At 68.0% G+C, this 23,557-nt stretch carries 21 protein-coding genes and 1 pseudogene; 9 read left to right on the forward strand and 13 right to left on the reverse strand.

Annotation, left to right across the window (positions count from 1 at the left end):
- Window positions 1-11 precede the first annotated feature (11 nt).
- From IB227_RS03255 to IB227_RS03285, 7 genes are all read left to right on the forward strand, one after another.
- On the forward strand, window positions 12-896 hold the full coding sequence (locus IB227_RS03255; protein WP_192286290.1) for a hypothetical protein: 885 nt from the start codon (window positions 12-14) through the stop codon (window positions 894-896).
- 57 nt (window positions 897-953) lie between these two features.
- Window positions 954-1,439 (forward strand): rRNA maturation RNase YbeY, encoded by a 486-nt coding sequence (gene ybeY, locus IB227_RS03260; RefSeq protein WP_192286291.1) that lies wholly within the window; start codon window positions 954-956, stop codon window positions 1,437-1,439.
- 141 nt (window positions 1,440-1,580) lie between these two features.
- The gene (locus IB227_RS03265) at window positions 1,581-2,174 is read left to right on the forward strand and encodes a hypothetical protein (RefSeq protein ID WP_225591686.1); all 594 of its coding nucleotides are present in this window, start codon (window positions 1,581-1,583) and stop codon (window positions 2,172-2,174) included.
- 73 nt (window positions 2,175-2,247) lie between these two features.
- Complete coding sequence (locus IB227_RS03270; RefSeq protein ID WP_132864482.1) at window positions 2,248-3,126, forward strand: transporter associated domain-containing protein; 879 nt, start codon at window positions 2,248-2,250, stop codon at window positions 3,124-3,126.
- Window positions 3,127-3,182: 56 nt separating this feature from the next.
- The gene (locus IB227_RS03275; RefSeq protein WP_225591687.1) at window positions 3,183-4,355 is read left to right on the forward strand and encodes a DUF4105 domain-containing protein; all 1,173 of its coding nucleotides are present in this window, start codon (window positions 3,183-3,185) and stop codon (window positions 4,353-4,355) included.
- Window positions 4,356-4,361: 6 nt separating this feature from the next.
- A complete protein-coding gene (locus tag IB227_RS03280) occupies window positions 4,362-5,381 on the forward strand; it encodes a magnesium and cobalt transport protein CorA (RefSeq protein ID WP_192286292.1) in 1,020 nt (339 codons plus the stop codon).
- 47 nt (window positions 5,382-5,428) lie between these two features.
- Window positions 5,429-6,721: a Xaa-Pro peptidase family protein gene (locus IB227_RS03285; protein WP_192286293.1), complete on the forward strand. Its 1,293-nt coding sequence runs from the start codon at window positions 5,429-5,431 to the stop codon at window positions 6,719-6,721.
- Window positions 6,722-6,825: 104 nt separating this feature from the next.
- On the opposite strand, the gene IB227_RS03290 is transcribed toward IB227_RS03285, so the two are convergent.
- The 11 genes and pseudogenes from IB227_RS03290 to sstT all read right to left on the reverse strand — a co-directional run bounded on the left by IB227_RS03290 (window position 6,826) and on the right by sstT (window position 19,365).
- A complete protein-coding gene (locus IB227_RS03290) occupies window positions 6,826-8,193 on the reverse strand; it encodes an NAD-dependent succinate-semialdehyde dehydrogenase (RefSeq protein WP_192286294.1) in 1,368 nt (455 codons plus the stop codon).
- A gap of 153 nt (window positions 8,194-8,346) precedes the next feature.
- A complete protein-coding gene (locus IB227_RS03295; RefSeq protein WP_192286295.1) occupies window positions 8,347-9,192 on the reverse strand; it encodes an ABC transporter permease subunit in 846 nt (281 codons plus the stop codon).
- A complete protein-coding gene (locus IB227_RS03300; protein WP_192286296.1) occupies window positions 9,189-10,115 on the reverse strand; it encodes an ABC transporter permease subunit in 927 nt (308 codons plus the stop codon). Before IB227_RS03300 ends, IB227_RS03295 begins: the two co-directional genes overlap by 4 nt.
- Complete coding sequence (gene potA / locus IB227_RS03305; protein WP_192286297.1) at window positions 10,112-11,254, reverse strand: polyamine ABC transporter ATP-binding protein; 1,143 nt, start codon at window positions 11,252-11,254, stop codon at window positions 10,112-10,114. The genes IB227_RS03300 and potA overlap by 4 nt, the downstream gene beginning before the upstream one ends.
- A gap of 183 nt (window positions 11,255-11,437) precedes the next feature.
- Window positions 11,438-12,970, reverse strand: coding sequence for an efflux transporter outer membrane subunit (locus tag IB227_RS03310; RefSeq protein WP_192286298.1), 1,533 nt, complete (start codon window positions 12,968-12,970; stop codon window positions 11,438-11,440).
- Complete coding sequence (locus IB227_RS03315) at window positions 12,970-14,517, reverse strand: MDR family MFS transporter (protein ID WP_192286299.1); 1,548 nt, start codon at window positions 14,515-14,517, stop codon at window positions 12,970-12,972. Before IB227_RS03315 ends, IB227_RS03310 begins: the two co-directional genes overlap by 1 nt.
- Window positions 14,514-15,611 (reverse strand): annotated as a pseudogene (locus IB227_RS03320) (HlyD family secretion protein); the annotation flags it as partial. The pseudogene IB227_RS03320 and the gene IB227_RS03315, both read right to left, overlap by 4 nt.
- 277 nt (window positions 15,612-15,888) lie before the next feature.
- The gene (locus tag IB227_RS03325) at window positions 15,889-17,013 is read right to left on the reverse strand and encodes a polyamine ABC transporter substrate-binding protein (RefSeq protein WP_192286301.1); all 1,125 of its coding nucleotides are present in this window, start codon (window positions 17,011-17,013) and stop codon (window positions 15,889-15,891) included.
- Between the two features lie 116 nt (window positions 17,014-17,129).
- Window positions 17,130-17,432, reverse strand: a complete 303-nt coding sequence (locus tag IB227_RS03330; RefSeq protein ID WP_132864492.1) for an AzlD domain-containing protein — start codon at window positions 17,430-17,432, stop codon at window positions 17,130-17,132.
- On the reverse strand, window positions 17,429-18,145 hold the full coding sequence (locus IB227_RS03335; RefSeq protein ID WP_192286302.1) for an AzlC family ABC transporter permease: 717 nt from the start codon (window positions 18,143-18,145) through the stop codon (window positions 17,429-17,431). Before IB227_RS03335 ends, IB227_RS03330 begins: the two co-directional genes overlap by 4 nt.
- Window positions 18,146-18,156: 11 nt before the next feature.
- Window positions 18,157-19,365 (reverse strand): serine/threonine transporter SstT, encoded by a 1,209-nt coding sequence (gene sstT / locus IB227_RS03340; protein ID WP_192286303.1) that lies wholly within the window; start codon window positions 19,363-19,365, stop codon window positions 18,157-18,159.
- 123 nt (window positions 19,366-19,488) lie between these two features.
- Here sstT and IB227_RS03345 point away from each other — a divergent pair, with 123 nt between their 5' ends.
- On the forward strand, window positions 19,489-21,066 hold the full coding sequence (locus IB227_RS03345) for a phospholipase D family protein (RefSeq protein WP_192286304.1): 1,578 nt from the start codon (window positions 19,489-19,491) through the stop codon (window positions 21,064-21,066).
- 28 nt (window positions 21,067-21,094) lie between these two features.
- Here IB227_RS03345 and IB227_RS03350 read toward each other — a convergent pair whose 3' ends face one another.
- Together IB227_RS03350 and IB227_RS03355 are read right to left on the reverse strand one after the other, a co-directional pair.
- The gene (locus IB227_RS03350) at window positions 21,095-22,162 is read right to left on the reverse strand and encodes an HDOD domain-containing protein (protein ID WP_192286305.1); all 1,068 of its coding nucleotides are present in this window, start codon (window positions 22,160-22,162) and stop codon (window positions 21,095-21,097) included.
- Window positions 22,163-22,243: 81 nt separating this feature from the next.
- The gene (locus tag IB227_RS03355) at window positions 22,244-22,534 is read right to left on the reverse strand and encodes a hypothetical protein (RefSeq protein ID WP_132864497.1); all 291 of its coding nucleotides are present in this window, start codon (window positions 22,532-22,534) and stop codon (window positions 22,244-22,246) included.
- Window positions 22,535-22,671: 137 nt separating this feature from the next.
- Between IB227_RS03355 and IB227_RS03360 the strand changes: the two genes are divergently transcribed.
- The gene (locus IB227_RS03360; protein WP_225591689.1) at window positions 22,672-23,454 is read left to right on the forward strand and encodes a prolyl oligopeptidase family serine peptidase; all 783 of its coding nucleotides are present in this window, start codon (window positions 22,672-22,674) and stop codon (window positions 23,452-23,454) included.
- Window positions 23,455-23,557 lie beyond the last annotated feature (103 nt).

Here is a 23,557-nt window from a genome sequence, read left to right on the forward strand (position 1 = left end):
AAGGAAGTGTGATGCCCAACGTGTATCGCCTCTTGTCCGCCTGCACGCTGCTGGTCGTGATCTGCATGCCTGGCACGGCCATCGGCAAGAAGAAGGATGCCCCGGCCGATGCCCGCCCCTACGTTGAAACCAGCTACCTGATCGCCCCCAAACAGGTTGGCGACTTCGAATTGCAGGGCAGCAGCTTCGACCCCGGCCAGAAGTTCGATGGCGCCGGTTTCCGTTACGCCTTGAAGGACCACCAGGAAACCCGGGTGGACATCTACGTCTACCCGGCCGGGCGCATGAGCCCAGCCGAGGCGATCGACAGCGGCATCAGGGACTTCCGCGCCAGCATGAAGTACGCCGCCGAGCACGGCACCTATTCGCGGCTGCAGGAACTGCGCGACGATCCCTTCCCGCTGGACGCTGCCGATACCCGCGGCAGCGAGACCCCGGCCAACGATCTCGATGCGCAGGTGATCCACGCCATCGCCCAGGCCGAGCAGGTCACCGGCCGCAGGTTGCAGATGCAGCTGAACCTGATGCCCCGCGACTGGCCGATGTATTCCAATGGCTACCTGTTCTACAAGCAGCTGTACTACTTCAAGCTGCGAGCCTCCGCGGCGCAGGAGCGCATCCGCCAGGAACAGTTCGATGCCCTGACCGATCAGGCCGCGCGCACCCTGATCCCGGCGCTGCAGGTGGCCAACATCGGCAGTTGCAAAGACACCACGATCTACCTGGACAAGGACGCAAGCCCGGAACAGAGTGCGTTGGCGTTGGCTACCCAGGTCAGCCTGCACAAGGGCTACAACTGCCATGGCTCGGCCGAGGAAGCCGGCATACCGGCGCGCCGCGCGGACAGTGCGGTCGTGGAGATTCCGTTCACTGCCGCAGAATGGAAGTCGCGATGAAACCTCCAGCGCGCGATACTGTGCCCCTCTGTACTGCCTGAATTGCCGGAACCTGCCATGACCAAGGGCCCTACCCGCCTTGATGTAGCCATCAGCTACGCCCTCCCCCGCGCCGGCCTGCCGGCCGCGGTCAGCTTTCGCAAATGGGTGGCGGCCGCATTGAAGGGGCGCATCCGCGAAGCCGACCTGGCCATCCGCGTGGTCGATGCCAAGGAAGGCAAGTCGTTGAACCGCCACTACCGCGGCAAGGACTACGCCACCAACGTGCTGAGCTTCCCCGCCGAGGTGCCTGAAGGGCTGCCCAAGGGCGTGAAGTTCCCGCTGCTGGGTGACCTGGTGATCTGCGCGCCGGTGGTGGCGCGCGAGGCCAAGGAACAGGGCAAGGCGCTCAATGCCCACTACGCCCACCTCACCGTGCACGGCGTGCTGCACCTGCTCGGCTGGGACCACGAGGACGACAAGGAAGCCGAGGCCATGGAACAGCTCGAGCGCGAGATCCTGGCCGAACTGGGCATCGAAGACCCCTACGCCGGCGAACATTGAGCGGCCCACAAGGCGACTGACATCGCCAACTTCGCGGCCAGGCTGCGGGTGACCCCATGGCCGGGCTGCACCGGAACGGACATGCGTGGCTATCATTGACAGCCCCCGTCCTGCGGAACACCTGTGCGCCCGACCCTCTTTCTGTTGCCCCTGCTGCTCGCCTTCGCTGGCACCGCCCGGGCCCAAGGGCCGATCGACCTGGCCGCGCTGATCGAGTGCCGGCAGAGCGTCAGCGAATTCGCCGCGCTGGCACCGATCGTCAACGACCCGCTCAAGGCCGTGGCACTGGGCTGGCGACCGCTGCCGCAGGGCAACCTGTTCATGGCCGAGTACATGCTGAACACGCCGATCCGCGTATTTGGCCACCAGGTCGACCATGTCGCCATGGCCGGCGGCACCGTCCTGGCCATCCTCGACCTGCCCGAACCCCGCGACCTGGCCAGGACGCTGGACCTGGAAACCGGCTATGACGCCCCGGACAAGTTCATGGCCGGCCGCGAACTGGTCAGCCGCGACGTCATCGATGCACGTTCCGGCGAGGCGCTGATCGAGTCGGTGGTACTGGGCGTGTCCAACGTCAAGTCGCACCCCGGCAAGACCCTGGTCAGCTGCACCTACAGCCTGGACCACCCGGCCGAAGGCGAGGCCCCGGGCGCGCCGGCACCGGCCGACCCGGCGCCGTCCAAGCCCGCCGAACCCGATGTCCACGCACCGGGCCAACCCCCGGCCGGCTGAGCCGGGAGCGATAAACATCCTCTGCTAGACTTGCCGGCACCGCCCGGCGAGCCGGGTGCCGTCAAACCAAGAGATGTCTGAAGACGACAGTAGTACCAGCCCCGAACCGGGCGAGAAAAAACGCAGTTGGCTTGAGCGCCTGAGCTCGGCCTTCTCCAGCGAACCCCACACCCGCGACGAGCTGGTGACGATCCTGCAGACCGCACAGCAGGACGGCCTGATCGCCGCAGACACCCTGCGCATGATGGAAGGCGCCATCTCGGTGGCCGAGCTGACCGTGGGCGATGTGATGGTGCCGCGCTCGCACATGGTGTCCCTGCCGGTGGATTCACCCTTCATCGAACTGATGAAGCAGGTGGTCGAATCCGGACATTCGCGCTTCCCCGTGCACGGTGAGAACAAGGACGACATCCTTGGCATCCTGCTGGCCAAGGACCTGCTGCGCGGCGTGGTCGCCGACAACAGCCATTCCACTATCCGCGAGCTGCTGCGCCCGGCGGTGCTGATCCCCGAGGCCAAGAAGCTCAACGTACTGCTCAAGGAGTTCCGGCTCTCGCGCAACCACATGGCCATCGTGGTCGACGAGTACGGCGGCGTGGCCGGCGTGGTCACCATCGAGGACGTGCTGGAACAGATCGTCGGCCAGATCGACGACGAGCATGACGAGACCGAGGACCACACCGCGCAGATCGCCATCCTCGCCGATGGCCGCTACGTAGTGGACGCGCTGACCACCATCGGCGATTTCAACGAGCGCTTCGGCGCCGACTTCTCCGACGACGATTACGACACCATCGGCGGCCTGGTCACCGAGGCCATCGGCCACCTGCCGGAAACCGGCGACGAGCTGACCCTGGAGCGTTTCGTGTTCCGCGTGGCACGTGCCGATGCACGCCGCGTGCAGGCCTTCCACGTCACCATCCTGCCCCCCGAAGATCAGGACGACGCTTGATCACCTTCCGGTTGCCGCGGCGGTTGTCGGCCGCATTCGCGTTGCTGTTCCTGCTGCTGTTCGCCGGTGCTGCCGGCGCACAGGCCAGCACCGCCGCAGCGGAGCCGCCGCCGGTGCCCCGCATCGGCGTGGTGACCATGCAACCGGGCGAGATCTTCTTCGAGCGCTTCGGCCACGACGCACTGGTGGTGGCCGACCCGGCCACCGGCCAGGCCACCTCGTACAACTTCGGCTACTTCGACCCGGGCGAGGCGGACTTCGTCGGCAACTTCGTGCGCGGCCACATGATGTATTACCTGGTGGCACTGCCGCTGGAAGAAGACCTGTCGCAGTACCAGCAGGTCGGTCGCGGCGCCAGCATCCAGTGGCTGGACCTGCCAGCGGACCAGGCCCGCGCGCTGGCGGCCGGCCTGGTCGAGCGCGCCAGGCCCGAGAACGCGCGCTACCGCTACGACTACTACACCGCCAACTGCGCCACGATGGTCCGCGACACCCTGGACCAGGCCATGAACGGCGGCTTGAAATCACAGCTGGCCGGGCGTTCGCGCGGCAACACCTACCGCAGCGAGTCGGTGCGGCTGGCCTCGCCGGCGCCATGGATGTGGCTGGGCTTCGACCTGGGCCTGGGCCCGAGCGCGGACGTGCCGCTGTCGCGCTGGGAGGAAGCGTTCGTGCCGATGCGCCTGGCCGACAGCCTGCGCGAGGCCCGCAACAGAGAAGGCCGCCCGCTGGTGCTGGAGGAACACGCGCTGTTTCCGCAGCGCCTGGCCGCCGAACCCAAGGAGCAGGTCCGCCGCTGGTGGCCGTGGCTGCTGACCGGGCTAGCAGTGGCGGCACTGCTCCTGGCCGCGCGTCGCCGCCGGCACCTGGTGGCCGGCTTCGCGCTGCCGTTCTGGCTGTTCTGCGCGGTCGCCGGCGGATTGCTGACCTACCTGTGGGGCTTCAGCGAGCACCACGCCGCGTGGGCCAACCGCAACCTGTTCCTGCTCAACCCGCTGGCGCTGGCGCTGCTTCCCGGCGCCTGGATGCTGCTGCGTGGGCGTCGCCCGGGGCGCGGGTTCGCCCTGCTGCTGTGGCTGGTGGCCGGCATCGCCGCGCTCGCCCTGCCGGTGCACTGGCTGTCGCTGCAGGCGCAGTACAACGTGCAGTGGATCGTGTTGCTGCTGCCGGTGCACCTGGCGTTGGCTTGGGTGTTGCGTCCACAACGCTTGGCGGCCCCGGCGCGCTGAGGCACGATGGCCGGCATGGAACCGGTCATCACATCTCCGGCACCGGCCAATCCGGCCTGTGTCATCAACTGCACCTGGTATGGCGAAGATGGCGCGTTGCGCGCCATCGACCTGGACAGCATCAGCGACGTCCTCCAGGAAGACAGCAAGGGCTTCGTCTGGGTGGGCCTGTACGAGCCCAGCGATGCCGTGCTGGACAAGGTGCAGGAGGAATTCAACCTGCACCCGCTGGCCATCGAGGACACGCGCAAGGCGCACCAGCGGCCCAAGATCGAAACCTATGGCAATTCGCTGTTCGTGGTGGTCCACACCGCGCAGGTGGTGGACGAGCGCATCCGCTACGGCGAGACCCATGCTTTCCTCGGGCCGCGCTTCCTGCTGACCGTGCGCCATGGCGCCTCGCTATCGTATGCACCGGTGCGGGCGCGGCTGGAGCGCGAACGCGGGCTGCTGTCGATGGGCCCGTCCTTCTGCCTGTACGCGGTGCTGGATGCGGTGGTGGACAACTACCTGCCGATCACCGACAGCTTCCGCGACACCCTGGACACGCTTGAGAAGGACATCTTCGCCGAGACCTACAAGCGGCGCACGGTGATCCGCCTGTACGAGCTCAAGCGCGAACTCAACAAGATGCGGCTGGCGGTGGCACCGCTGCAGGACGCGCTGGCGCAGCTGCAGCGCAACCAGGCGCAACTGGTCAACGAGGAAGTGCGGCTGTACCTGCGCGATGTGCAGGACCACGCCGCGCGCGTCAACGACGCCATCGACACCCTGCGCGAGATGCTGGGCACGGCGTTGAGCGTGAACCTGTCGCTGGTCACGCTGGCACAGGGCGAGACCGTCAAGCAGCTGGGCGCCTGGGCGGCCCTGCTGGCCGCGCCCACGCTGGTCACCAGCTGGTACGGTATGAACTTCACCCACATGCCCGAACTCGCCGGCCGCTTCGCCTATCCGCTGCTGATGATCGGCGTGGGTGCGGTGTGCGTGGTGCTGTATCGCCTGTTCAAGCGCTCCGGCTGGCTTTGACGCCGCCGGTCGCGCGCTTCCTGCATCCGGACTTCGAGGGGAACTCCATGGCAAACCCATCCGCCTTCAACGGCACGCGCCGTCATTTCCTGCGCAACTCACTGGCCGTCGGCGCGGCGGCGTTGCCGCTGTCGCAGATGGCGCAGGCCGCGCCTGCGGCCGGTGACAGCGACCTGCCGGCGTCGATCCGCGCCCTGAAGCCGGTCGCCGCGCAGGTGGTGCCGATCGGCAATGACGAGCGCATGGCGCGCGTGGCGCGCGCCCAGCAACTGATGGGACAGCACGGCATCGACGTGCTGTTCATCGGTGCCGGCAGCTCGCTGACCTACTTCACCGGCATGCATTGGTGGAACAGCGAACGGCTGACCGGCGTGCTGCTGCCGCGCTCGGGCGAGCTGGTCTACGTCACGCCCGAGTTCGAGCGCGGCCGCACGCTGGAGCAGATCAAGCTCGGCAACGACGTGCGCGGCTGGCAGGAAGACGAAGACCCGTATGCGCTGGTCGCCAGGGTGGTCCGCGACATGGGCCACGCCACCGGCGTCATCGGCATGGAGGAGACGGTGCCGTTCTTCCGCGCCAAGGGCATCATGGACGCGCTGCCGCAGGCGCGGGTGGTCGACGCCTGGCCGGTCAGCGCCGGCTGCCGCCGGGTCAAGAGCCCGGCCGAACTGGCACTGATGAAGCTGGCCAACGCCAACACGCTGGCCGTGTACGAGGCGGTGTGGAAGGCCCTGCAACCCGGCATGACCGAGCAGGACATCAGCGGCCTGGTGGCGATGGCCTATGCCCGCACCGGGTTGAGGGGCGATGCCGACGTGAACATCGGCAAGTACACTGCCTCGCCGCACGGCTCGGACAAGCCGCAGCACCTGGTCGAAGGCACGCCCATCATCTTCGACGGCGGCTGCCGTGCCGATGGCTACACCAGCGACATGACCCGCACCGTGGTGCTGGGCCAGCCCAGCGACGAGATCCGCCGCATCTTCGACATCGTGCTGCAGGCGCAGACCGCCGCGCTGAAGGTCGCGCGCCCGGGGGTGACCATGTCGGCGGTGGACGGCGCCGCGCGCAAGGTGATCAGCGATGCCGGCTATGGGCCGGACTTCCGCTACTTCAGCCATCGCCTTGGCCATGGCATCGGCCTGGACATGCATGAGTGGGATTACCTGGTGCGCGGCAACCAGCACGTGCTGGAGCCGGGCATGACCTTCAGCGACGAACCCGGCATCTACCTCCCCGACCAGTTCGGCGTGCGCCTGGAGGACATCCTGTACGTCACCGAGGACGGTGCCGCCCTGATGACGCCGCAGAGCCCGTCGATCGATCAACCGTTCGGCTGAGCACAGGCCCAGCTTCGGTCGCGACGCGGGAAGTCCTTGCGCCGGGGCGAAGCCCCCCTCCCCACCCTCCCCTTTGCCTACGGCCAAAGGGGGGGCGAAGCAGGTCAGGCCACGTAGACCGTCTTGATGTTCATGAACTCATGGATGCCGTGGTCGGCCAGCTCGCGGCCAAAGCCCGAGCGCTTGGTACCGCCGAAGGGAAGCCGCGCGTCGCTCTTCACGACCGAATTGACGAATGCCGCACCGCATTGCAGCTGCAAGGCAACCTGCTCGCCGCGCGCCACGTCGCGCGTCCACACACTGCCCCCCAACCCGAAACAGGTGTCATTGGCCACGCGCACCGCTTCGGCTTCATCCTTGACCCTCAGGATCGCCGCCACCGGGCCGAACAGCTCCTGCGCGTAGGCCGGCATGCCTGGGCCGACGTTGTCCAGGATCGACGCGGCATACCCTGCGCAGCTGCCGGCAATCGGTTCGCCGCCCAGCCGCAACGTCGCACCCAGCGCCACCGACTCCTGCACCTGCCGATGCAGTTCATCGCGCAGGTCGGCCCGCGCCATCGGCGCCAGCGTGGTGGCCTCGTCCTGGGGGTCGCCATACACGCGTGCCCTGGCCGCCTCGACGAAACGCTGCACGAATGCATCGGCGATCGCGTCCACCAGCACGAAGCGCTTGGCGGCGATGCAGGTCTGGCCGGCGTTGTCGAAGCGCGACTTCACCGCCGCCGCGACGGCCACGTCCAGATCCGCGTCCTCGAGCACCACGAAGGCATCGCTGCCGCCCAGCTCCATCACGCATTTCTTCAACTGATCGCCGGCGTTGGCGGCAATCGAGCGCCCCGCCCGCTCGCTGCCGGTCAAGGTGACCGCTTTCACCCGGCGGTCGCGCAGGACGTCGGCAGCCTGGTCGTTGTCGATGTGCAGCACGTCGAAAACGCCGTCCGGGATGCCGGCGGCAGCCACCACGCCACGCAGCGCATCGGCGCAACCGGGAACATTGCTGGCGTGCTTGAGCAGGGCCACGTTGCCCGCCATCAGGGCCGGCGCCAGGAAACGGATCACCTGCCAGATCGGGAAGTTCCATGGCATCACCGCCAGCACGCAGCCGATCGGCTGGTAGGTGACATAGCTGCGCCGGGCCTCGGTGGTGATCGCCTGCGGCGAGAGGTAGTCGGCGGCGTGGTCGGCGTAGTACTCGCAGGCGGCCGCGCTCTTCTCGATCTCGGCCAGCGCCTCGCGCCGCAGCTTGCCCATTTCCGCGCTCATGGTGCGCTGGATGTCCTCCCGTCGCGCACGCAGGCCCGCGGCGACGTTGCGCAGGTACGCACCGCGCTGCGCCAGCGTCAGTGCGGACCAGGCCGGGAACGCGGCATCGGCGGCCGCAAGGCGTTGCTCGATGGCCGCGGCGGTCATCAGTTCGACCGTACGTTCGGTGCGGCCGTTGAAGGGGTTCACGGTTTGATACGAAGCCATGGCGTCACACCTGCATCCAACGAATGCAGCAAGGGTAACGCCGCAGGTGTTGCCGGCAGGTAAAGCACGAACCGGCGGCGCGGTGTCGTGCTCGACCGGGGTTTCAGCGGTGAAGCCCGCCGGGCGTGGCCCGGCATTGCCACTGCCTGGCGATCAACCGTTTTCCTGCAGCGCCAGCTGCCGGTCGCGCTGGCGCCGCTTCTCGGTGCGGGCGGAGATCCACCAGCCGATGAAGGCCACCGTCGACACCGCCAACACCATCACCGTGGCCAGCGCGTTGATCTTCGGGCTCACGCCCATGCGCACCGAGGAGAACACTTTCATCGGCAAGGTGGTCGAACTCGGGCCGGCCATGAAGCTGGCGATCACCACGTCATCCAGCGACAGCGTGAAGGCCAGCAGCCAGCCGGACAGCAAGGCCGGGGCGATGATCGGCAAGGTGATCAGGAAGAACACCTTCACCCGGTTCGCGCCCAGGTCCATCGCCGCTTCTTCCAGCGAGCGGTCCATCTCCTGCAGGCGCGAGGAGACCACCACCGTCACGAACGACAGGGTGAAGGTGACATGCGCGATCCAGATCGCCACCTGGCCCTTCGACGGCAGGCCGAACAGCCCGCCCATCGACACCAGCATCAGCAGGATCGACAGGCCGATGATCACCTCCGGCATCACCAGCGGCGCGGTGACCAGCGCCCCGAACACCGTCTTGGTCGGGAAGCGCTTGAAGCGGGTCATCGCCATCGCCGCCATCGTGCCGACCACCATGGACGCGGTGGCGGTCCAGAAGGCGATCTTCAGGCTCAACCACGCCGCGTCGAGCAGTTGCCGGTCGTTGAACAGCTGGCTGTAGGCGCTGAAGGAGAAACTCACCCACACTGTCGCCAGGCGCGAGGAATTGAACGAGTAGATGATCACCAGCAGGATCGGCAGGTACAGGAAGCCAAAGCCGAACAGCAGCGCCAGCCAGCCCCACCACGAATTGCGCCGCGCCATGCTCATGCCAGTTTCCCTTCCAGCTCACGCTGCTGGGAACGGTTGAAGATCAGGATCGGGATCAGCAGCAGCACCAGCATCACCACCGCCACTGCCGAGGCCAGCGGCCAGTCACGGTTGGTGAAGAACTCGCTCCACAACACGCGGCCGATCATCAGCGTGCCCGGGCCGCCGAGCATTTCCGGGATCACGAACTCGCCCACCGCCGGGATCATCACCAGCATGAAGCCGGCGACGATGCCGTTGCGCGACAGCGGCAGGGTGATCTTCAGGAAGGCCTGCCATGGCTTGGCGCCCAGGTCGTAGGCGGCCTCCAGCAGGCGGTGGTCGAGCTTGACCAGGTTGGTGTACAGCGGCAGCACCATGAACGGCAGGTAGCAGTAAACGATGCCGATGTAGGCGGCCAGCGGCGTGTTGAGGATCTGCAGCGGGGTGTCGATCAGCCCGGCCGCCATCAGCCAGCGGTTGAGGATGCCGTTGCTGTCGAGGATGCCGATCCAGGCATAGACGCGGATCAGGAACGAGGTCCACGACGGCAACACCACCAGCATCATCGCGATGTTGCGCGCCGACGGCGACATCCGCGAGATCACGTAGGCCATCGGGTAACCGATCAGCAGCGTCAGCACGGTGGAGATCAGCGCGATCTTGATCGAGCTCAGGTAGGCCAGCACGTACTGGCTGTCGGTGAACAGCGCCGTGTAGTTGCCCAGGTTGAGGTTGACGTTGAACGCGTTGTCCACGTACTCGACGATCGCCGTGTAGGGCGGCATCGCCACGGCCATCTTCGAGAAGGAGATCTTCAGCACGATCAGGAACGGGATCGCGAAGAACAGCAACAGCCACAGGTACGGCACGCCGATCACGCTGGCGCGCACGCCAGGCACCCAGCGCCGCCAACCGGCCGCGTTCTTGTCCGTCTGGCTCATGAGGTCAGCACCACGCCGTCGTTGTCGTCCCAGGACACCCAGACTTCATCGTTCCAGGTGATGCCGTCGCTGTCCCAGCGCTTCATGTTGGCGAAGTTGGAGAGGATCTTGGCGCCGCTGGGCAGGCGCACGTGGTAGACCGAGTGGCTGCCGAAATAGGCGATGTCCTCGACCACCCCGAACGCCTTGTTGGTCTCGCCCTCGGGTTCGTCCTTGGCAATGTGCACCTTCTCCGGGCGCAGCGCGAAGGCGACCGGCTGGCCTTCATAACCGGTGATGCCATGGCCGACGTAGATCGGCGCCGGGAAATCGGCCGTGCGCACGGTGACGTACTCGGGCAGGTCCTCGTCGATGACGCCTTCGAACAGGTTCACCGAGCCGATGAAGCTGGCCACGAAGCGGTTGGCCGGCTGCTCGTAGATGTCGTCGGGCTTGCCGATCTGCTGGATCCAGCCCTGGTCCATCACCGCGATGCGGGTGGCCATGGTCATCGCTTCTTCCTGGTCATGGGTGACCATCACGCAGGTCACGCCCAACTGCTCGATGATGTTGACCAGCTCCAGCTGCATCTTCGAGCGCAGCTTCTTGTCCAGCGCGCCCATCGGCTCGTCCAGCAGCAGCAGCTTGGGCCCCTTGGCCAGCGAACGGGCCAGCGCCACGCGTTGCTGCTGGCCGCCGGAGAGCTGGTGCGGCTTGCGCTTGCCGAGCTTTTCCAGCTGCACGAGCTCCAGCATCTCGCCGACGCGGCGGGTGATCGCGTCCTTGGCCATGCCGTCCTGCTTCAGGCCGAAGGCGATGTTCTGCTCCACCGTCATGTGCGGGAACAGCGCATAGGACTGGAACATCATGTTGATCGGCCGCTCGTACGGCGGCAGCGCGGTGATCGGCTGGCCGTCGAGCAGGATGCTGCCCTTGGTCGGGGTCTCGAAGCCGGCCAGGCAGCGCAACAGGGTCGACTTGCCACTGCCCGAGCCCCCCAGCAACGCGAAGATCTCGCCCTTGCGCACGTCCAGGTTGACGTCATCGACGGCGACGAAGCCATCGAATTCCTTGCGCAGGTCGCGGATGGACAGGTAGCCGGGCTCGCTGTTCAGGGCGATGGCATCGTTCCTGATGTCGGGCTTGGCATCAACGGGCATGTAGGGCTCCGGGAGCGGGCAGGTGGAAAACGCGCGTAGTGTAGCCCCCGGGTTTTGCAGGCGACACCGCCAGGTGTGGCGATTGGCGCCGGGCGGACCTTACCGGTCGCCCCCCGGGGCCGGGCGAGCGCTCCGCGCGCCGGGAGGGCGTTGCAACGGGGCCTTGCGCTTCAAAAGCCGCCCTCAGCTGCGCGGCTCGGGGGCCTGCTCCCATCCCAGGCCCAGGCTCTTCTGCAGCGCCACGTAGCGCACCAGCAGCTGCAACTGGGCCTGGGCCAGGCCGTCCTGCGCGCTCAACTGCTGGCGCTGCACGTCGAGCAGGTCGATCTGCGAGGAGGCGCCGGCCTGGCGGCGCTGGGCCATCAACGCCGCCGAGCGGGTGGCCGAGGCCTCGGCGTTGCGGGCCTTGAGCAGTTGCTCGCGGGCCGCGCCGAAACGGGTCAAGGCGCTGTTGGCATCCTGCAGGGCCGCCAGCACCGTGCCCTCGTAGGCGGCCAGGCGGGCCTGGTGACCGGCACGGGCCTGTGCCACGCGGGCCTTGTTCACGCCGAAATCGAACACCGACCAGCGCAGGAACGGCATCACCACGCTCGCGGCCGAGTCACTGTTGAAATCCGACAGCGACGACGCACCCATGCCGATCGTGCCCAGCAGGTTCACCTGCGGGAAGTACGCCGACAGGGCCTGGCCGATCTGCGCCGAAGATGCCGCCAGCTCGCCTTCGGCCTTGCGGATGTCCGGCCGGCGCCGGATCAGCGCCGCCGCATCGTCCACCTTCACCTCCGCCGGCAACGACGGCATCGGCCGATCCTCGGCCAGCGTGGCGTCCAGCGCGCCCGGCTCACGGCCGGTCATCAATGCCAACTGGTCGCGCGCTTCGGTGGCCTGCGCACGCAATGGCGCCAGCTGGGCCTGCTGCTGCTCCAGCTGCACGCTGGCACGCTCCACGTGCAGGTCCGAATCCACGCCGCGCGCGCGGCGCTGCCGGGTCAGGGCCAGTGCGTCGGCCGCCGCCGTGGCGTTGTGCTCGGCCAGCGCGATGCGCTGGCGGCTGCCGCGGTAGCCCAGGTAGACCTGGGCCACTTCCGCGGCCAGCTGCACCTGCGCATCGGCCAGCGCCGCGGCGTCGGCATCGGCCCTGGCCGCCGCTTCCTGCGCGGCACGGCGCTTGCGGCCGAACAGGTCCAGCTCCCAGCTCGCATCGACGCCGGCGATGTACAGGCTGGTATCCAGGTCGATCTTCGAGAACTCATCGCGCAGCTGCGCCGCCTCCTGGGGACGGCCATTGCTCTCGGCCACGCGCGCGGCGGATTCACCAACCTGGCGCACGTCGTCCACCAGCACGTCGGGCGGGTTGATGCGGGTGTAGCCGGCCACCGCGCCGACGCTGGGCAGCTGTTCGGCCCGGCGCTGCCGTTGCAGGCCACGCGAGGCCAGCAGCCTGGCCTGCGCCGCACGCAGGTTCGGGCTGTTGCGCAGGGCATCGTCGATCAACTGGTCCAGCACCGGGTCGTCGAGCTGCCGCCACCATTGGCTGGGGGGCGTGGCCGGCATCACCCCGGCATCGGCAGCGCGCGGCAGCGCCGGCTGGGCGACGGCGCCCCGGGCGACGTCGGGGCGCACATGGTCGGGGCCGAGCATGCAGCCGGCCAGCGTCAGCGGCAGGGCCAGGCCGAGGGAGATCGGCAACAGGGAACGGGAGACGTGTCGTGCCATCAGTGCATCGCCAAAGGAACGCCCTTGGGCAGGGGCTTGAGCAGGAACACCAGCGGCAGCGTCGCCACCACGATGATGCCGAAGATCCAGAACAGGTCGTTGTAGGCCATCACCAGCGCCTGCTGCTGCACCTGTTGTACCAGCAGCGCGGCGGCCTGCGTCGCATCGCCCGTCTGTCCGCCCAGGGCCTGCAGGTAGTCCTGCGCCAGCGGCGAGTTGGCCGTGGTGGCGCTGCCGATGGCATCGATATGGAAACTGACGCGCCGCTCCTGGAAGGTGGAGATGATGGCCAGGCCGATCGAGCCGCCCAGGTTGCGCGCTGCGTTGAACAAGCCCGAGGCATCGGAGGCCAGCGCGCGCGGCACCGAGGTGATCGCGGCCTGGTTCAGCGCCATCATCGCCAGCGCCAGCCCACAGCCCTGCAGCAACTGGCCGATGACGAAATGCATGCCCACGCTGTCCGGGGTCAATCCGAGGTTGATGAAGCATGCCGCGGCGAAGCACAGCATGCCGCCCATCACCATCACCCGCACATCGATGGTCTCCAGCATCTTCGGCATGAATGGCATCAGCAGCACCGTCGGCACGCCGCCCAGCAACAGCACGTAGCCGGCCTGCTCGGTGTTGTAGCCTGCGATCACCGCCAGGAACTGCGGGATCATGTACATCACCCCGAACAGGATCATGCCGACCGCGCCGACCATCACGAACACCGCGCCGAAGCTGCGCTGGAACAGGATCCGCAGGCGGATCACCGGCTCGTCGCTGAGGAACTGCGACAACGCCAGCAGCGCGAAGCCCACCAGCGAGACCAGGCTCAGGATCAGGATGAACTCCGATTCGAACCAGCGCTCGCGCTGGCCGTCCTCCAGCACCACAGTCAACGCGCCCAGGCCGGCGGTCATGCCGAGGATGCCCAGCCAGTCCGCGCGCAGCAGGCCACCCCAGTTCGACGTCTCGTGCGGCAGGCCGAGCAGCAGCAGCGCGATCAGTCCGGCGCAGATCGGCACGTTGATGAAGAAGGCGTAATGCCAGCTGACGTTCTCGGTCAGCCAGCCGCCCAGCAACGGGCCGATGATCGGCCCCAGGATCACGGTCATGCCGAACAGCGCCGTGCCCAGCGTCTGCTGTGCCGGTGGCAGCCGCGTGGCCACGATGGTCAAGGCGGTGGGAATCAGCGCGCCGCCAGTGAAGCCCTGGCCGATGCGGCCGAGGATCATCATGTCCAGCGTGCTCGACAGGCCGCACATCACCGAGAACGCGGTGAACAGCGAGGCGCAGATCAGCAGGAAGGTGCGCAGACCCAGCGTGCGCACGAACCAGCCGGTCAGCGGGATCATCACGATCTCCGAGACCAGGAACGAAGTCGAGATCCATGTGCCCTCGGTGCCGCTGGCACCGACCTCGCCCTGGATGGTCGGCAGCGCCGCGTTGACGATGGAGATGTCCAGCGTCGCCATGAACGAGCCGATGGTGCCGGCGGCCACCGCCAGCCAGGCGCTGGCATCGGCCTTCTGTGGCACCGCGCTGGCGGCGGCGGTGCTCATCGCGCGGCAGCGTCCCCGGACGGCGTGTTGGCGCTGTCCTCACGCGTGTCCACGGTGACCTCCACCGACATGCCGGGCACCAGGATCGTGCGGGTCCGTGCATCGGCCTCGATCCGGATCCGCACCGGGATGCGTTGCACCACCTTGGTGAAGTTGCCGGTGGCGTTCTGCGGCGGCAGCAGCGCGAACTGCGAGCCGGTGCCCGGCGAGATGCTCTCCACGGTGCCGTGCAGCGTCGTGCCCGGCAGCGCGTCCACCTCGATCCGCGCCGGCTGGCCCGGTCGCATCCGCCCCAGCTGGGTTTCCTTGAAGTTGGCCGACAGGTACAGCGACTGCAGCGGCACCACCGTCATCAACCGCGTACCGGCACCGACGAACTGGCCCACCTGCGCGGTCTTGTTGCCGATCCGCCCGTCGATGCGCGCGCTCAGCACGGTGTCCTCGAAGGCCACCTCGGCCTGCGCGGCATCGGCCTGGGCCTGCTTCAGCCCCGCGCGCGCCTGGGCCAACTGCGCCTGGCCGGCCTGCAGCTGGCTCTCGGCCCCGCTGATCTGCGCGCGCGCCGCATCGTACTGGGCCTGCGCCCGTTCCAGGTCGTGCTTGACGCTCTCCAGGTGCTCATGGGTGTCGGCGCCGGACGCCGCCAGCGGGCTGAAGCGCGCCACTTCGGCGCGTGCGAAGCGCAGCGTGGCCTCGGCGGCGCGCAGCTGGGTACGTGCCTGCAGCAGTTGCGACTGGTTGCCTTCCACCCCGGCGCTGGCGGCGGCGATGTCGGCCTCGCGCACGGCGATCACGGCTTCGGCCTGGTCCAGGGTGGCGCGGTAGGTGCGCGGGTCGATCTTCACCAGCGGCGCACCGGCCTTCACCCACTGGTTGTCCTGCACCAGCACTTCGGTGACGTAGCCGTTGATGCGCGGCGCGACCGCCACCGCATCGGCCTGCAGGTAGGCGTTGTTGGTCTGCTGCAGGTACCTGCCGGTGGTCAGGTAGTACGCCAGCCAAGCGAGCAATGCGACCAGCACCAGCAGGCCGATGCTGGTCAACGTCCAGCGTACCTTGGGGTTCTTCAAGGGCGAGGGTTTGTCCTGCGCCTGCGGTGCGTCGTTCGAGGACGCGGAGGGGGCTTGGGGCTCTTCGCTCATGGTCTCGTCGCGGCTGTCATCCGATAGGCCGGATCGCATTCAGGCGATCACGTACGTGACAGTACGGGAGCGGTGCGGGACGTCAAGTGAAATCCTGCGAAAAACCCATGAAAAAAGCCTCCACGGCAGCGCCGGGGAGGCTTTGGTCCAGATCCGGGGCATCGGCATGGATGCCTTCAGCGCGTCCCCGCCGTCGATGCCGGGGACGGCCGCGCTGCCTCCGGATGCATCAACGGCCGGTTTTGATCTCGGTCCACAGACGGGTGTACAGCTTGTCCGTGTCCGGCGTGTTGATCGCGTAGGTGAACATCTTGGCCGCCACGTCTTCCGGCGGGTAGATGGTCTTGTCGTCACGGATGGCCGGATCCACCAGCGGCGTGGCCGACTTCACCGGGTTGGCGTAGTGGGTCACGTTGGTGTTGTTGGCGGCCACCTGCGGCTCGAGCAGGTAGTTGATGAAGGCGTAGGCGTTTTCCGGGTGCTGGGCGTCCTTCGGGATGGCCAGCATGTCGAACCACTGCGGGGCACCTTCCTTCGGGATCGAGTAGGCCACTTCCACGCCGTTCTTGGCTTCCTCGGCGCGGTCGCGGGCCTGGATGATGTCACCGGACCAGCCCACCACCAGGCAGGTGCTGCCATTGGCCAGCGCACCGACCAGCTGCGAGGAATGGAAGTTCTGCACGTACGGGCGGATCGACTTGAGCAGGTCGGCGGCCTTCTGGATCACCGCCGGGTCGGCGCTGTGCGGGTCTTCGCCCAGGTAATGCAGCGCGATCGGGATCAGGTCGGCCGGCGTGTCCAGCAGCGTCACGCCACAGTCCTTCATCTTGGAGATGTTCTCCGGCTTGAAGATCAGGTCCCAGCTGTTGGCCACCTCGGTGCTGCCACCGAAGCGTTCCTTGAGCTTGGCCACGTTGTAGCCGATGCCGGTGGTGCCCATCATGTACGGCACGCCGAACTTGTTCTCCGGGTCCTGGCCGGCGATGCGCTGCATCACCGCCGGATCGAGGTTGGCCAGGTTCGGGATCTTGCTCTTGTCCAGCGGCAGGAACACGCCGGCCTGGATCTGGCGACCGAAGAAGTTCAGGGTCGGCACCACGATGTCGTAACCGCTGTTGCCGGTCAGCAGCTTGGTCTCGACCATCTCATCGCTGTCGAACACGTCGTAGGTGACCTTCACGCCGGTCGCCTTCTCGAAGTTCGGGATGGTGTCCTCGGCGATGTAGTCGGAGTAGTTGTAGACGTTGAGGACCTTGGCCTCGCCGCCTTCCGGCGTCTTGGCGCCCTCTTGCTTGCCACCGCAGGCGGCGAGCAGGGAGATGGCGACACCAACGGTCAGGATGCGCAGATTCATGGATTCTCCAGTGGTGATCCGGGAGCGGGGGGAACCGGCGTGGCCGGCGCGTGGCGCATTGTCCCACTTGCGGACGGCATCGCGCATCTGTCGGGCCGCCAAGGCCCTGGACGGCCTCAGAACAACCGGATCAGCGCGGCGGCGGCCGCGCCCAGCACCACCACCGCCAGGAAAGGCAGCCGCAACGCCAACGCCACCGCGGCCACCAGCAGCGCCCCCAGGCGTGCGTCCAGGGCGATGCCCTGCCCGCTGGAGACGGCGTTCATCGCGGTGAGCGAGGCCAGCAGGCCGATGGTCAAGGTGCCCGCCACGCGATTCATGCGCGGCGATTCCAGCCAGCGCACCGGCACCAGGTAACCGGCGAACTTGGTCGCCCAGGCCACCCCGCACCCCAGCAGCAACCATCCCCACAGGCTCATCGTGGCGCCTCCCCGCCGGACGGCGGTGCCACGTCCGGCTCCAGCCCCTCCTCCGCCGGCCCTCGGCCGAACCAGCCCCAGATGGCCGCGACCGCCGCGGCCAGCAGGATCGGCACGCCGGGCGGCAGCCACGGCAGCGCCAATACCGTCACCAGCGCGCATGCCACCGCGATGGCGACCGGCTCACGCGAGCGCAGCCGCGGCCACAGCAGGCCCAGGAACGCCGCCACTGCGGCACCATCCAGGCCCCAGCGGCGCGGGTCGCCCATTGCATCGCCGAGCAGGGCGCCCACCAGGGTGAACAGGTTCCACAGCAGGTAGACGCCAAGGCCGGCCACCCAGAACCCGCACCGTTGCTCAGCCGGGTCCTGCTGGCTGGCCGCGGTCGCGGCCGATTCGTCGATGGTCAGCTGTGCGGCCAGCGGCCGCCACCATCGGCGTGGCCGCAGCAGGCGGTTGATCTGCGCGCCATACACGGCATTGCGGACACCGAGCAGGCTCGATGCACCGAACGCCGCTGCCCCCGTGCCGCCCGCGCCGACCACGCCGATGAAGGCGAACTGCGAGCCGCCGGTGAACATCAGCAGGCTCAGCAACGCGGTCTGCAGCACGCTGAACCCCGAGGCCACTGCCAGCGCCCCGAAGGAGATGCCATACAGGCCGGTGGCCAGCGCGATCGACAGGCCAATGCGCACCGCGGGCGTGAAACGCACGGGCCGCGTCCTCAGCCGCGCGCCCGCGCGTGTTCGGCGGCGGCCACGAATACCACGTCGGTGGACGAGTTGAGCGCGGTTTCGGCCGAGTCCTGCACCACGCCGACCACGAAGCCCACGCCCACGACCTGCATCGCCACGTCATTGGGGATGTTGAACAGGCTGCACGCCAGCGGGATCAGCAGCAGCGAGCCACCCGGCACGCCCGATGCACCGCAGGCACCAACGGCGGCGATCACGCACAGCAGCAGCGCGGTCGGCAGATCCACCGGGATCCCCTGGGTATGCACCGCCGCCAGCGTCAGCACCGAGATCGTGATCGCCGCGCCGGCCATGTTGATGGTCGCGCCCAGCGGAATGGCCACCGAATAAGTCTCCTCATGCAGGCCCAGCTTGCGGCACAACTCCATGTTGACCGGGATGTTGGCCGCCGAGGAACGGGTGAAGAACGCCGTGACGCCGCTTTCGCGCAGGCAGCGCAGCACCAGCGGATACGGATTGCGGCGCATCACCACCGCCGCGATCAGCGGGTTGCCGACGAAGGCCATGAACAGCATCGCGCCGACCAGCACGCACAGCAGGTGGATGTACTCCTTCAGCGCGTCCAGGCCGGACTCGGCCAGGACCGAAGCCACGATGCCGAACACGCCCAGCGGCGCCAGCCGGATGACCATGCGCACCAGCCAGGTGATCGCCGCGGACAGGTCGCTGACCACGCCGCGGGTGGCGGGACTGGCATGGCGCAGCGCCAGGCCCAGGCCAACCGCCCACGCCAGCAGTCCGATGTAGTTGGCGTGCAACAGGGCATTGACCGGGTTGTCGACGACCTGCATCAGCAAGGTATGCAGCACCTCGCCGATGCCGCTCGGCGCGCTGCCGCCGGCCGCGGCGACATCCTTGAGCGTCAGCTGGCTGGGGAACAGGAAGCTGGCCCCCACGCCCACCAGCGCGGCCACCAGGGTGCCGACCACGTAGAGCATCAGGATCGCGCGCAGGTGGGTCTTCTGGCCATGCTGGTGGTTGGCGATGGAAGCGGCGACCAGCACCAGCACCAGCACCGGCGCCACCGCCTTCAGCGCGGAGATGAACACCGTGCCGAGCAGGCCCACTGCCTTGCCCGCTTCCGGCCAGGCCAGCGCCAGCGCGATGCCCAGCAGCAGGCCGATGAAGATCTGCAGCACCAGGCTGGGCGCGCGGGACGGAAAAGCAGGTGCGGTCATTGCAGGACTCAACGGCGAGGTAAACGCCGATTCTGACCCAAGCGGGCCATCGCCGGCACCGGCGGAACGTCATGGATGCCGCCTTGCACTGACCCCACACCCCGATCCAGCTAGGATTCACGCATGGAATCCAAGACCCCTCCCCGCCGCTGGCGGCTGCTGCGCCTGCTGGGCATCGTCCTGACGGCGCTGCTGGTGTTGTTCATCAGTGGCCTGCTGCTGGGCGACCGCCTGACTCCCAAGGCCATCGGCGCGCCCTCGCATACCCTGCCGCTGCAGGACCAGCAGACCCTGATCGACCGCGCACTGGTGCCGGTGCTGGCCGAACATCCGGGCCAGAGCGGTGCGATCTACCTGTCCGAGGGGCTGGAGGCCTACGCCGCGCGGTCGATCATCTCCCGCCAGGCCGGGCGCAGCCTCGACCTGCAGTACTACATGTGGCACGACGACATGGTCGGCCACCTGCTTGCCCACGATGTGTACCAGGCCGCCGAGCGCGGCGTGCGGGTCCGCCTGCTGCTGGACGACATGAACACCCAGGGCCTGGACCCGCAGATGATGGCGCTGGACAAGCACCCCAACATCGAGATCCGCCTGTACAACCCGTTCCGCAACCGCGATGGCCTGTGGCGCCTGCTGGAAATGGTGCAACGCGCCTTCAGCATCAACCACCGCATGCACAACAAGGCCTGGATCGCCGATGGCCGGGTCGCCATCGTCGGTGGCCGCAACATCGGCGAGGAATACTTCGACGCGCGGCCGGACGTGAACTTCCGTGACCTGGACCTGCTGCTGGCCGGCCCGGTGGCGACCGACGCCAGTACCGTGTTCGACCAGTTCTGGAACAGTGACGCGGTGGTGCCGATCGCCGCGCTGCAGTTCAGCACCGACCAGCAGCTGGGCAACTTCATCACCCAGGCCGAACGGGATGCCCGTCAGCAGGAGGCCCTGCCCTACCTGCAGCGCGTCCGCGCGCGCTTCGACGACGCCTACCTGAGCGAGCGCCTCGCCCTGCACTGGACGGCGGACATCCATGTCCATTCCGATCCGCCACGCAAGCGTGGCAACGCCGACCGCTCCGACTGGCTGGTGACGCGGCTGGCCGAGGTGCTGCTCGGCGCACGCCACAAGTCATTGCTGATCTCGCCCTATTTCGTGCCCGGCGCGGCGGGCACCAAGGCGCTGGTACGCCAGGTCCAGGACGGCGTGCAGGTCGGCGTGGTCACCAACTCGCTGGCCGCCAACGACGTGGCCGCCGTCCACAGCGGCTACATGCATTACCGGCGGCCGCTGGTCGCCGGCGGCGTGCAGCTGCATGAACTCAGGTCGCACGGCCACCCGGAGAAGGCCAGCACCTTCGGCAGCAGCGGCGCCAGCCTGCACACCAAGGCCTTCGTGGTCGACGACCGTCGCGGCTTCGTCGGCTCGTTCAACCTGGACCCACGCTCGGCCTACCTCAACACCGAGATGGGCGTCCTGTTCGACGACCCGGTGCTGGCCGCGCGCCTGCGCCAGGAATACCTGCGCCTGGCGGGCCCGGAGCTGAGCTACTGGGTCTACCTCGACCGCGACCATGAACTGCGCTGGCTCGACCGCACCCACGCCCCGGCCATCGCCCTGCGCACCGAACCGGATACCACCTGGATGCAGCGCGCGACCACCCGGGTGATCAGCTGGTTGCCGCTGGAATCACAGCTCTGACTGCCGCCGGCCGGGATGCGCCTGGGCCTCAGCCCAGCTCGGGCTCTTCACGGCTGACCCGCTTCCACAGCCAGCTCGCCACGTGCCCGGGCAGCTGCGTGGACAGGGTCGCGACTGCCTCGTCCTCGCTCATCCGCCCACCGGCATGCAGCATCGCCGCGCTGGCGGCCAGCTGCCCGGTCTGCAGCGAACGCGCCAGCCCCTGCGGCGCCTCGGCATCGACCTCCTGCAAGGCCCTGATGATGGGATCGGCCAGCTTCCAGTGACGGGCAATACGCACCGCGGTCGGCGCGGTGCAGCGCTCCAGCAGCGCCATCAACGTACCCGGCTCACGGGGCCGCAGCGGAGGCTGCAACAGCACGTCGGCCGCAGCCTGCATCACCATCGACGCGCTCAGGCCCAGCAGCAGGCCGGCCAACTGCGCGGCAAAACCGTCCTCGCGCTCGACGCTGCGTGCGTGGTCGGCCGCGGCCAGCGACAGCCGCAGCGTGTACTCCCACAACTGCTGCGCGAACAGCGCATCCACGCCGCGCGCCGACTCCATCACCGGCTGCACCAGCGCGGCGGAGATGATCTGGCGGATGCCATCGTTGCCGATCAGCGTCACCGCCCGCTCGATGCTCTGCACGTCCTGTTGCTGCAGGCGGTACAGCGGGCTGTTGGCGATGCGCAGCAGAGTGGCGGCCAGCACCGCGTCACTGCCGATGATGCGCGCGATCGAACGCGACGAGGCGGCGCTGTCGTTGACGCTCTGGATCAGCTGCGGCAGCAGGTTGGGACGGCGCGGCGTATAGCGCGAGGACAGGTCCGCGCGGGTCAGTGCCGCGGCCACGTCATCGATCACCGAACGCTGCACGCGCAGCGCATCGGCCGATGCGTCCGTCACCGCCAGCGCATGCAGCAGGAAGCGCCGCTGCAGGTCACCGGGGGCCACCTGCGGCATGACGTCCACCGGTTCTTCGTCGGCCGGCACGCGTGGCGGCGAAGGCATCTGTGGCGAACGCCTGGCCACCTGCGGCCCGGCGTGGCCGTGCTGCCAGAACCAGGCGATGGCCCCGACCACGAGGGCGGCAAGCAGTGCAGAAAGGATCGCCATGGATGCAGGCAGCGGACTCGAACGGAGGACTGCCTGCTACATCGGCGGCAGGCGTTGCATCTTTAACCGTACCGGCACCGCTCAGTCCTCGACCTTCGCCAGTCGCATGCCCATCGGCCCCTGCAACGAGCCGTCCGCGTTGACGACCAACTCCAGCGTTGCGTCCGGCTGCCCGGGCACCGTGATCCTGAGGGTGTCCTTGTCGCGGACGTAAGTGGTTTCCTGCGACTGGCCCATGACCTTGATGGCGACCTTGCCGTCGCGGCCGAAGGTGTAGGTGGCCATGCCCAACGCGTCGGCATAGGTGCCATCCAGGCCCGCGCCGCAGGCCGACAGCAGCAATACCAGCACCAGGCCCCAGGCTTTCTTCATCACAGGTCCGCTCCCGTTGGATGACCGCCGGTTGACGACCATGAACAGCGATTCTGACACACTGCCTGCCGCCCCCCGCGGCGCGCCGCCCGCGCCGCCCGTGTCCAACGGAGGACCGTCCCGTGCGTCGTTTCCTGATGATCGCCTCATTGCTGTCGATGCTCGCCGGCTGCAGCAGCCAGCCCGTGGCCAGCGCGCCCGACCACGGTCATTTCGTCGACCGCCAGCTGCAGTTCGAAGGCCGCACGTTCCGCTATCAGGTGTTCGTTCCCGCCCGCGCGGCCAGCCCTGGCAAACGCCCCCTGGTGCTGTTCCTGCATGGCTCCGGCGAGCGCGGCGATGACGGCGTCAAGCCGACCCTGGCCGGGCTCGGGCCATGGCTGAAGGAAAATCGCGACAGCTTCCCCGCGCTGGCGGTGTTCCCGCAGGTTCCCGAGGGCGAGGAATGGCGTGACCGCAACGCACGCATGGCGCTGGCCGTGCTGGATGCGGCCGGCAACGAGTTCCAGGCCGATCCACGCCGCATCTACCTGACCGGCATGTCGATGGGGGGCTATGGCAGCTGGGAGCTGGCCTTGACCCGGCCCACCCACTTCGCCGCCGTGGTGCCGATCTGTGGCGCGCTGCGTGCACCGCGCCAGGCGCGCCCGGGCCTGCTGGTCGACCAGGTCGCCGCTGACGCCGATCCCTACGTCGCCACCGTGACCCGCCTGCGTGGCGTGCCGGTCTGGAGTTTCCATGGCGCACGCGATGACCTGGTCCCCACCCACGACGACCGCGCCATCCACGCCGCCAGCGAGCAGTTGGGTGCGGGCTTCCGTTACACCGAGTATCCGGACACCAACCACAACGCCTGGGATCCCACCTACCGCAACCCGGCGATGTGGCAATGGCTGTTTGCCCAACAGCGCACCGAATAGCGGCCGCCACCAATAACGTGATGTACTTCACTGTGAATAGTAGCTGCCACGCACAAGTCACATCGCTGACCCGATCATTCCCCACGCTTCACCGCCCCGCGCA

This window comes from Stenotrophomonas sp. STM01, from assembly GCF_014852135.1.
GTDB lineage: Bacteria > Pseudomonadota > Gammaproteobacteria > Xanthomonadales > Xanthomonadaceae > Stenotrophomonas > Stenotrophomonas capsici.

Coding starts and splice junctions, on each gene's coding strand:
- IB227_RS03330 (WP_132864492.1), bottom strand. CDS start 17,432: ATGAGCCTGTGGGGATGGTTGCTGCTGGGGTGCGGGGTGGCCTGGGCG.
- IB227_RS03355 (WP_132864497.1), bottom strand. CDS start 22,534: ATGAAGAAAGCCTGGGGCCTGGTGCTGGTATTGCTGCTGTCGGCCTGC.
- IB227_RS03295 (WP_192286295.1), bottom strand. CDS start 9,192: ATGAGCATGGCGCGGCGCAATTCGTGGTGGGGCTGGCTGGCGCTGCTG.
- sstT (WP_192286303.1), bottom strand. CDS start 19,365: ATGACCGCACCTGCTTTTCCGTCCCGCGCGCCCAGCCTGGTGCTGCAG.
- IB227_RS03280 (WP_192286292.1), top strand. CDS start 4,362: ATGGCCGGCATGGAACCGGTCATCACATCTCCGGCACCGGCCAATCCG.
- IB227_RS03345 (WP_192286304.1), top strand. CDS start 19,489: ATGGAATCCAAGACCCCTCCCCGCCGCTGGCGGCTGCTGCGCCTGCTG.
- IB227_RS03270 (WP_132864482.1), top strand. CDS start 2,248: ATGTCTGAAGACGACAGTAGTACCAGCCCCGAACCGGGCGAGAAAAAA.
- IB227_RS03360 (WP_225591689.1), top strand. CDS start 22,672: ATGATCGCCTCATTGCTGTCGATGCTCGCCGGCTGCAGCAGCCAGCCC.
- IB227_RS03285 (WP_192286293.1), top strand. CDS start 5,429: ATGGCAAACCCATCCGCCTTCAACGGCACGCGCCGTCATTTCCTGCGC.
- potA (WP_192286297.1), bottom strand. CDS start 11,254: ATGCCCGTTGATGCCAAGCCCGACATCAGGAACGATGCCATCGCCCTG.
- IB227_RS03300 (WP_192286296.1), bottom strand. CDS start 10,115: ATGAGCCAGACGGACAAGAACGCGGCCGGTTGGCGGCGCTGGGTGCCT.
- IB227_RS03310 (WP_192286298.1), bottom strand. CDS start 12,970: ATGGCACGACACGTCTCCCGTTCCCTGTTGCCGATCTCCCTCGGCCTG.
- IB227_RS03255 (WP_192286290.1), top strand. CDS start 12: ATGCCCAACGTGTATCGCCTCTTGTCCGCCTGCACGCTGCTGGTCGTG.
- IB227_RS03290 (WP_192286294.1), bottom strand. CDS start 8,193: ATGGCTTCGTATCAAACCGTGAACCCCTTCAACGGCCGCACCGAACGT.
- IB227_RS03325 (WP_192286301.1), bottom strand. CDS start 17,013: ATGAATCTGCGCATCCTGACCGTTGGTGTCGCCATCTCCCTGCTCGCC.
- IB227_RS03315 (WP_192286299.1), bottom strand. CDS start 14,517: ATGAGCACCGCCGCCGCCAGCGCGGTGCCACAGAAGGCCGATGCCAGC.
- ybeY (WP_192286291.1), top strand. CDS start 954: ATGACCAAGGGCCCTACCCGCCTTGATGTAGCCATCAGCTACGCCCTC.
- IB227_RS03350 (WP_192286305.1), bottom strand. CDS start 22,162: ATGGCGATCCTTTCTGCACTGCTTGCCGCCCTCGTGGTCGGGGCCATC.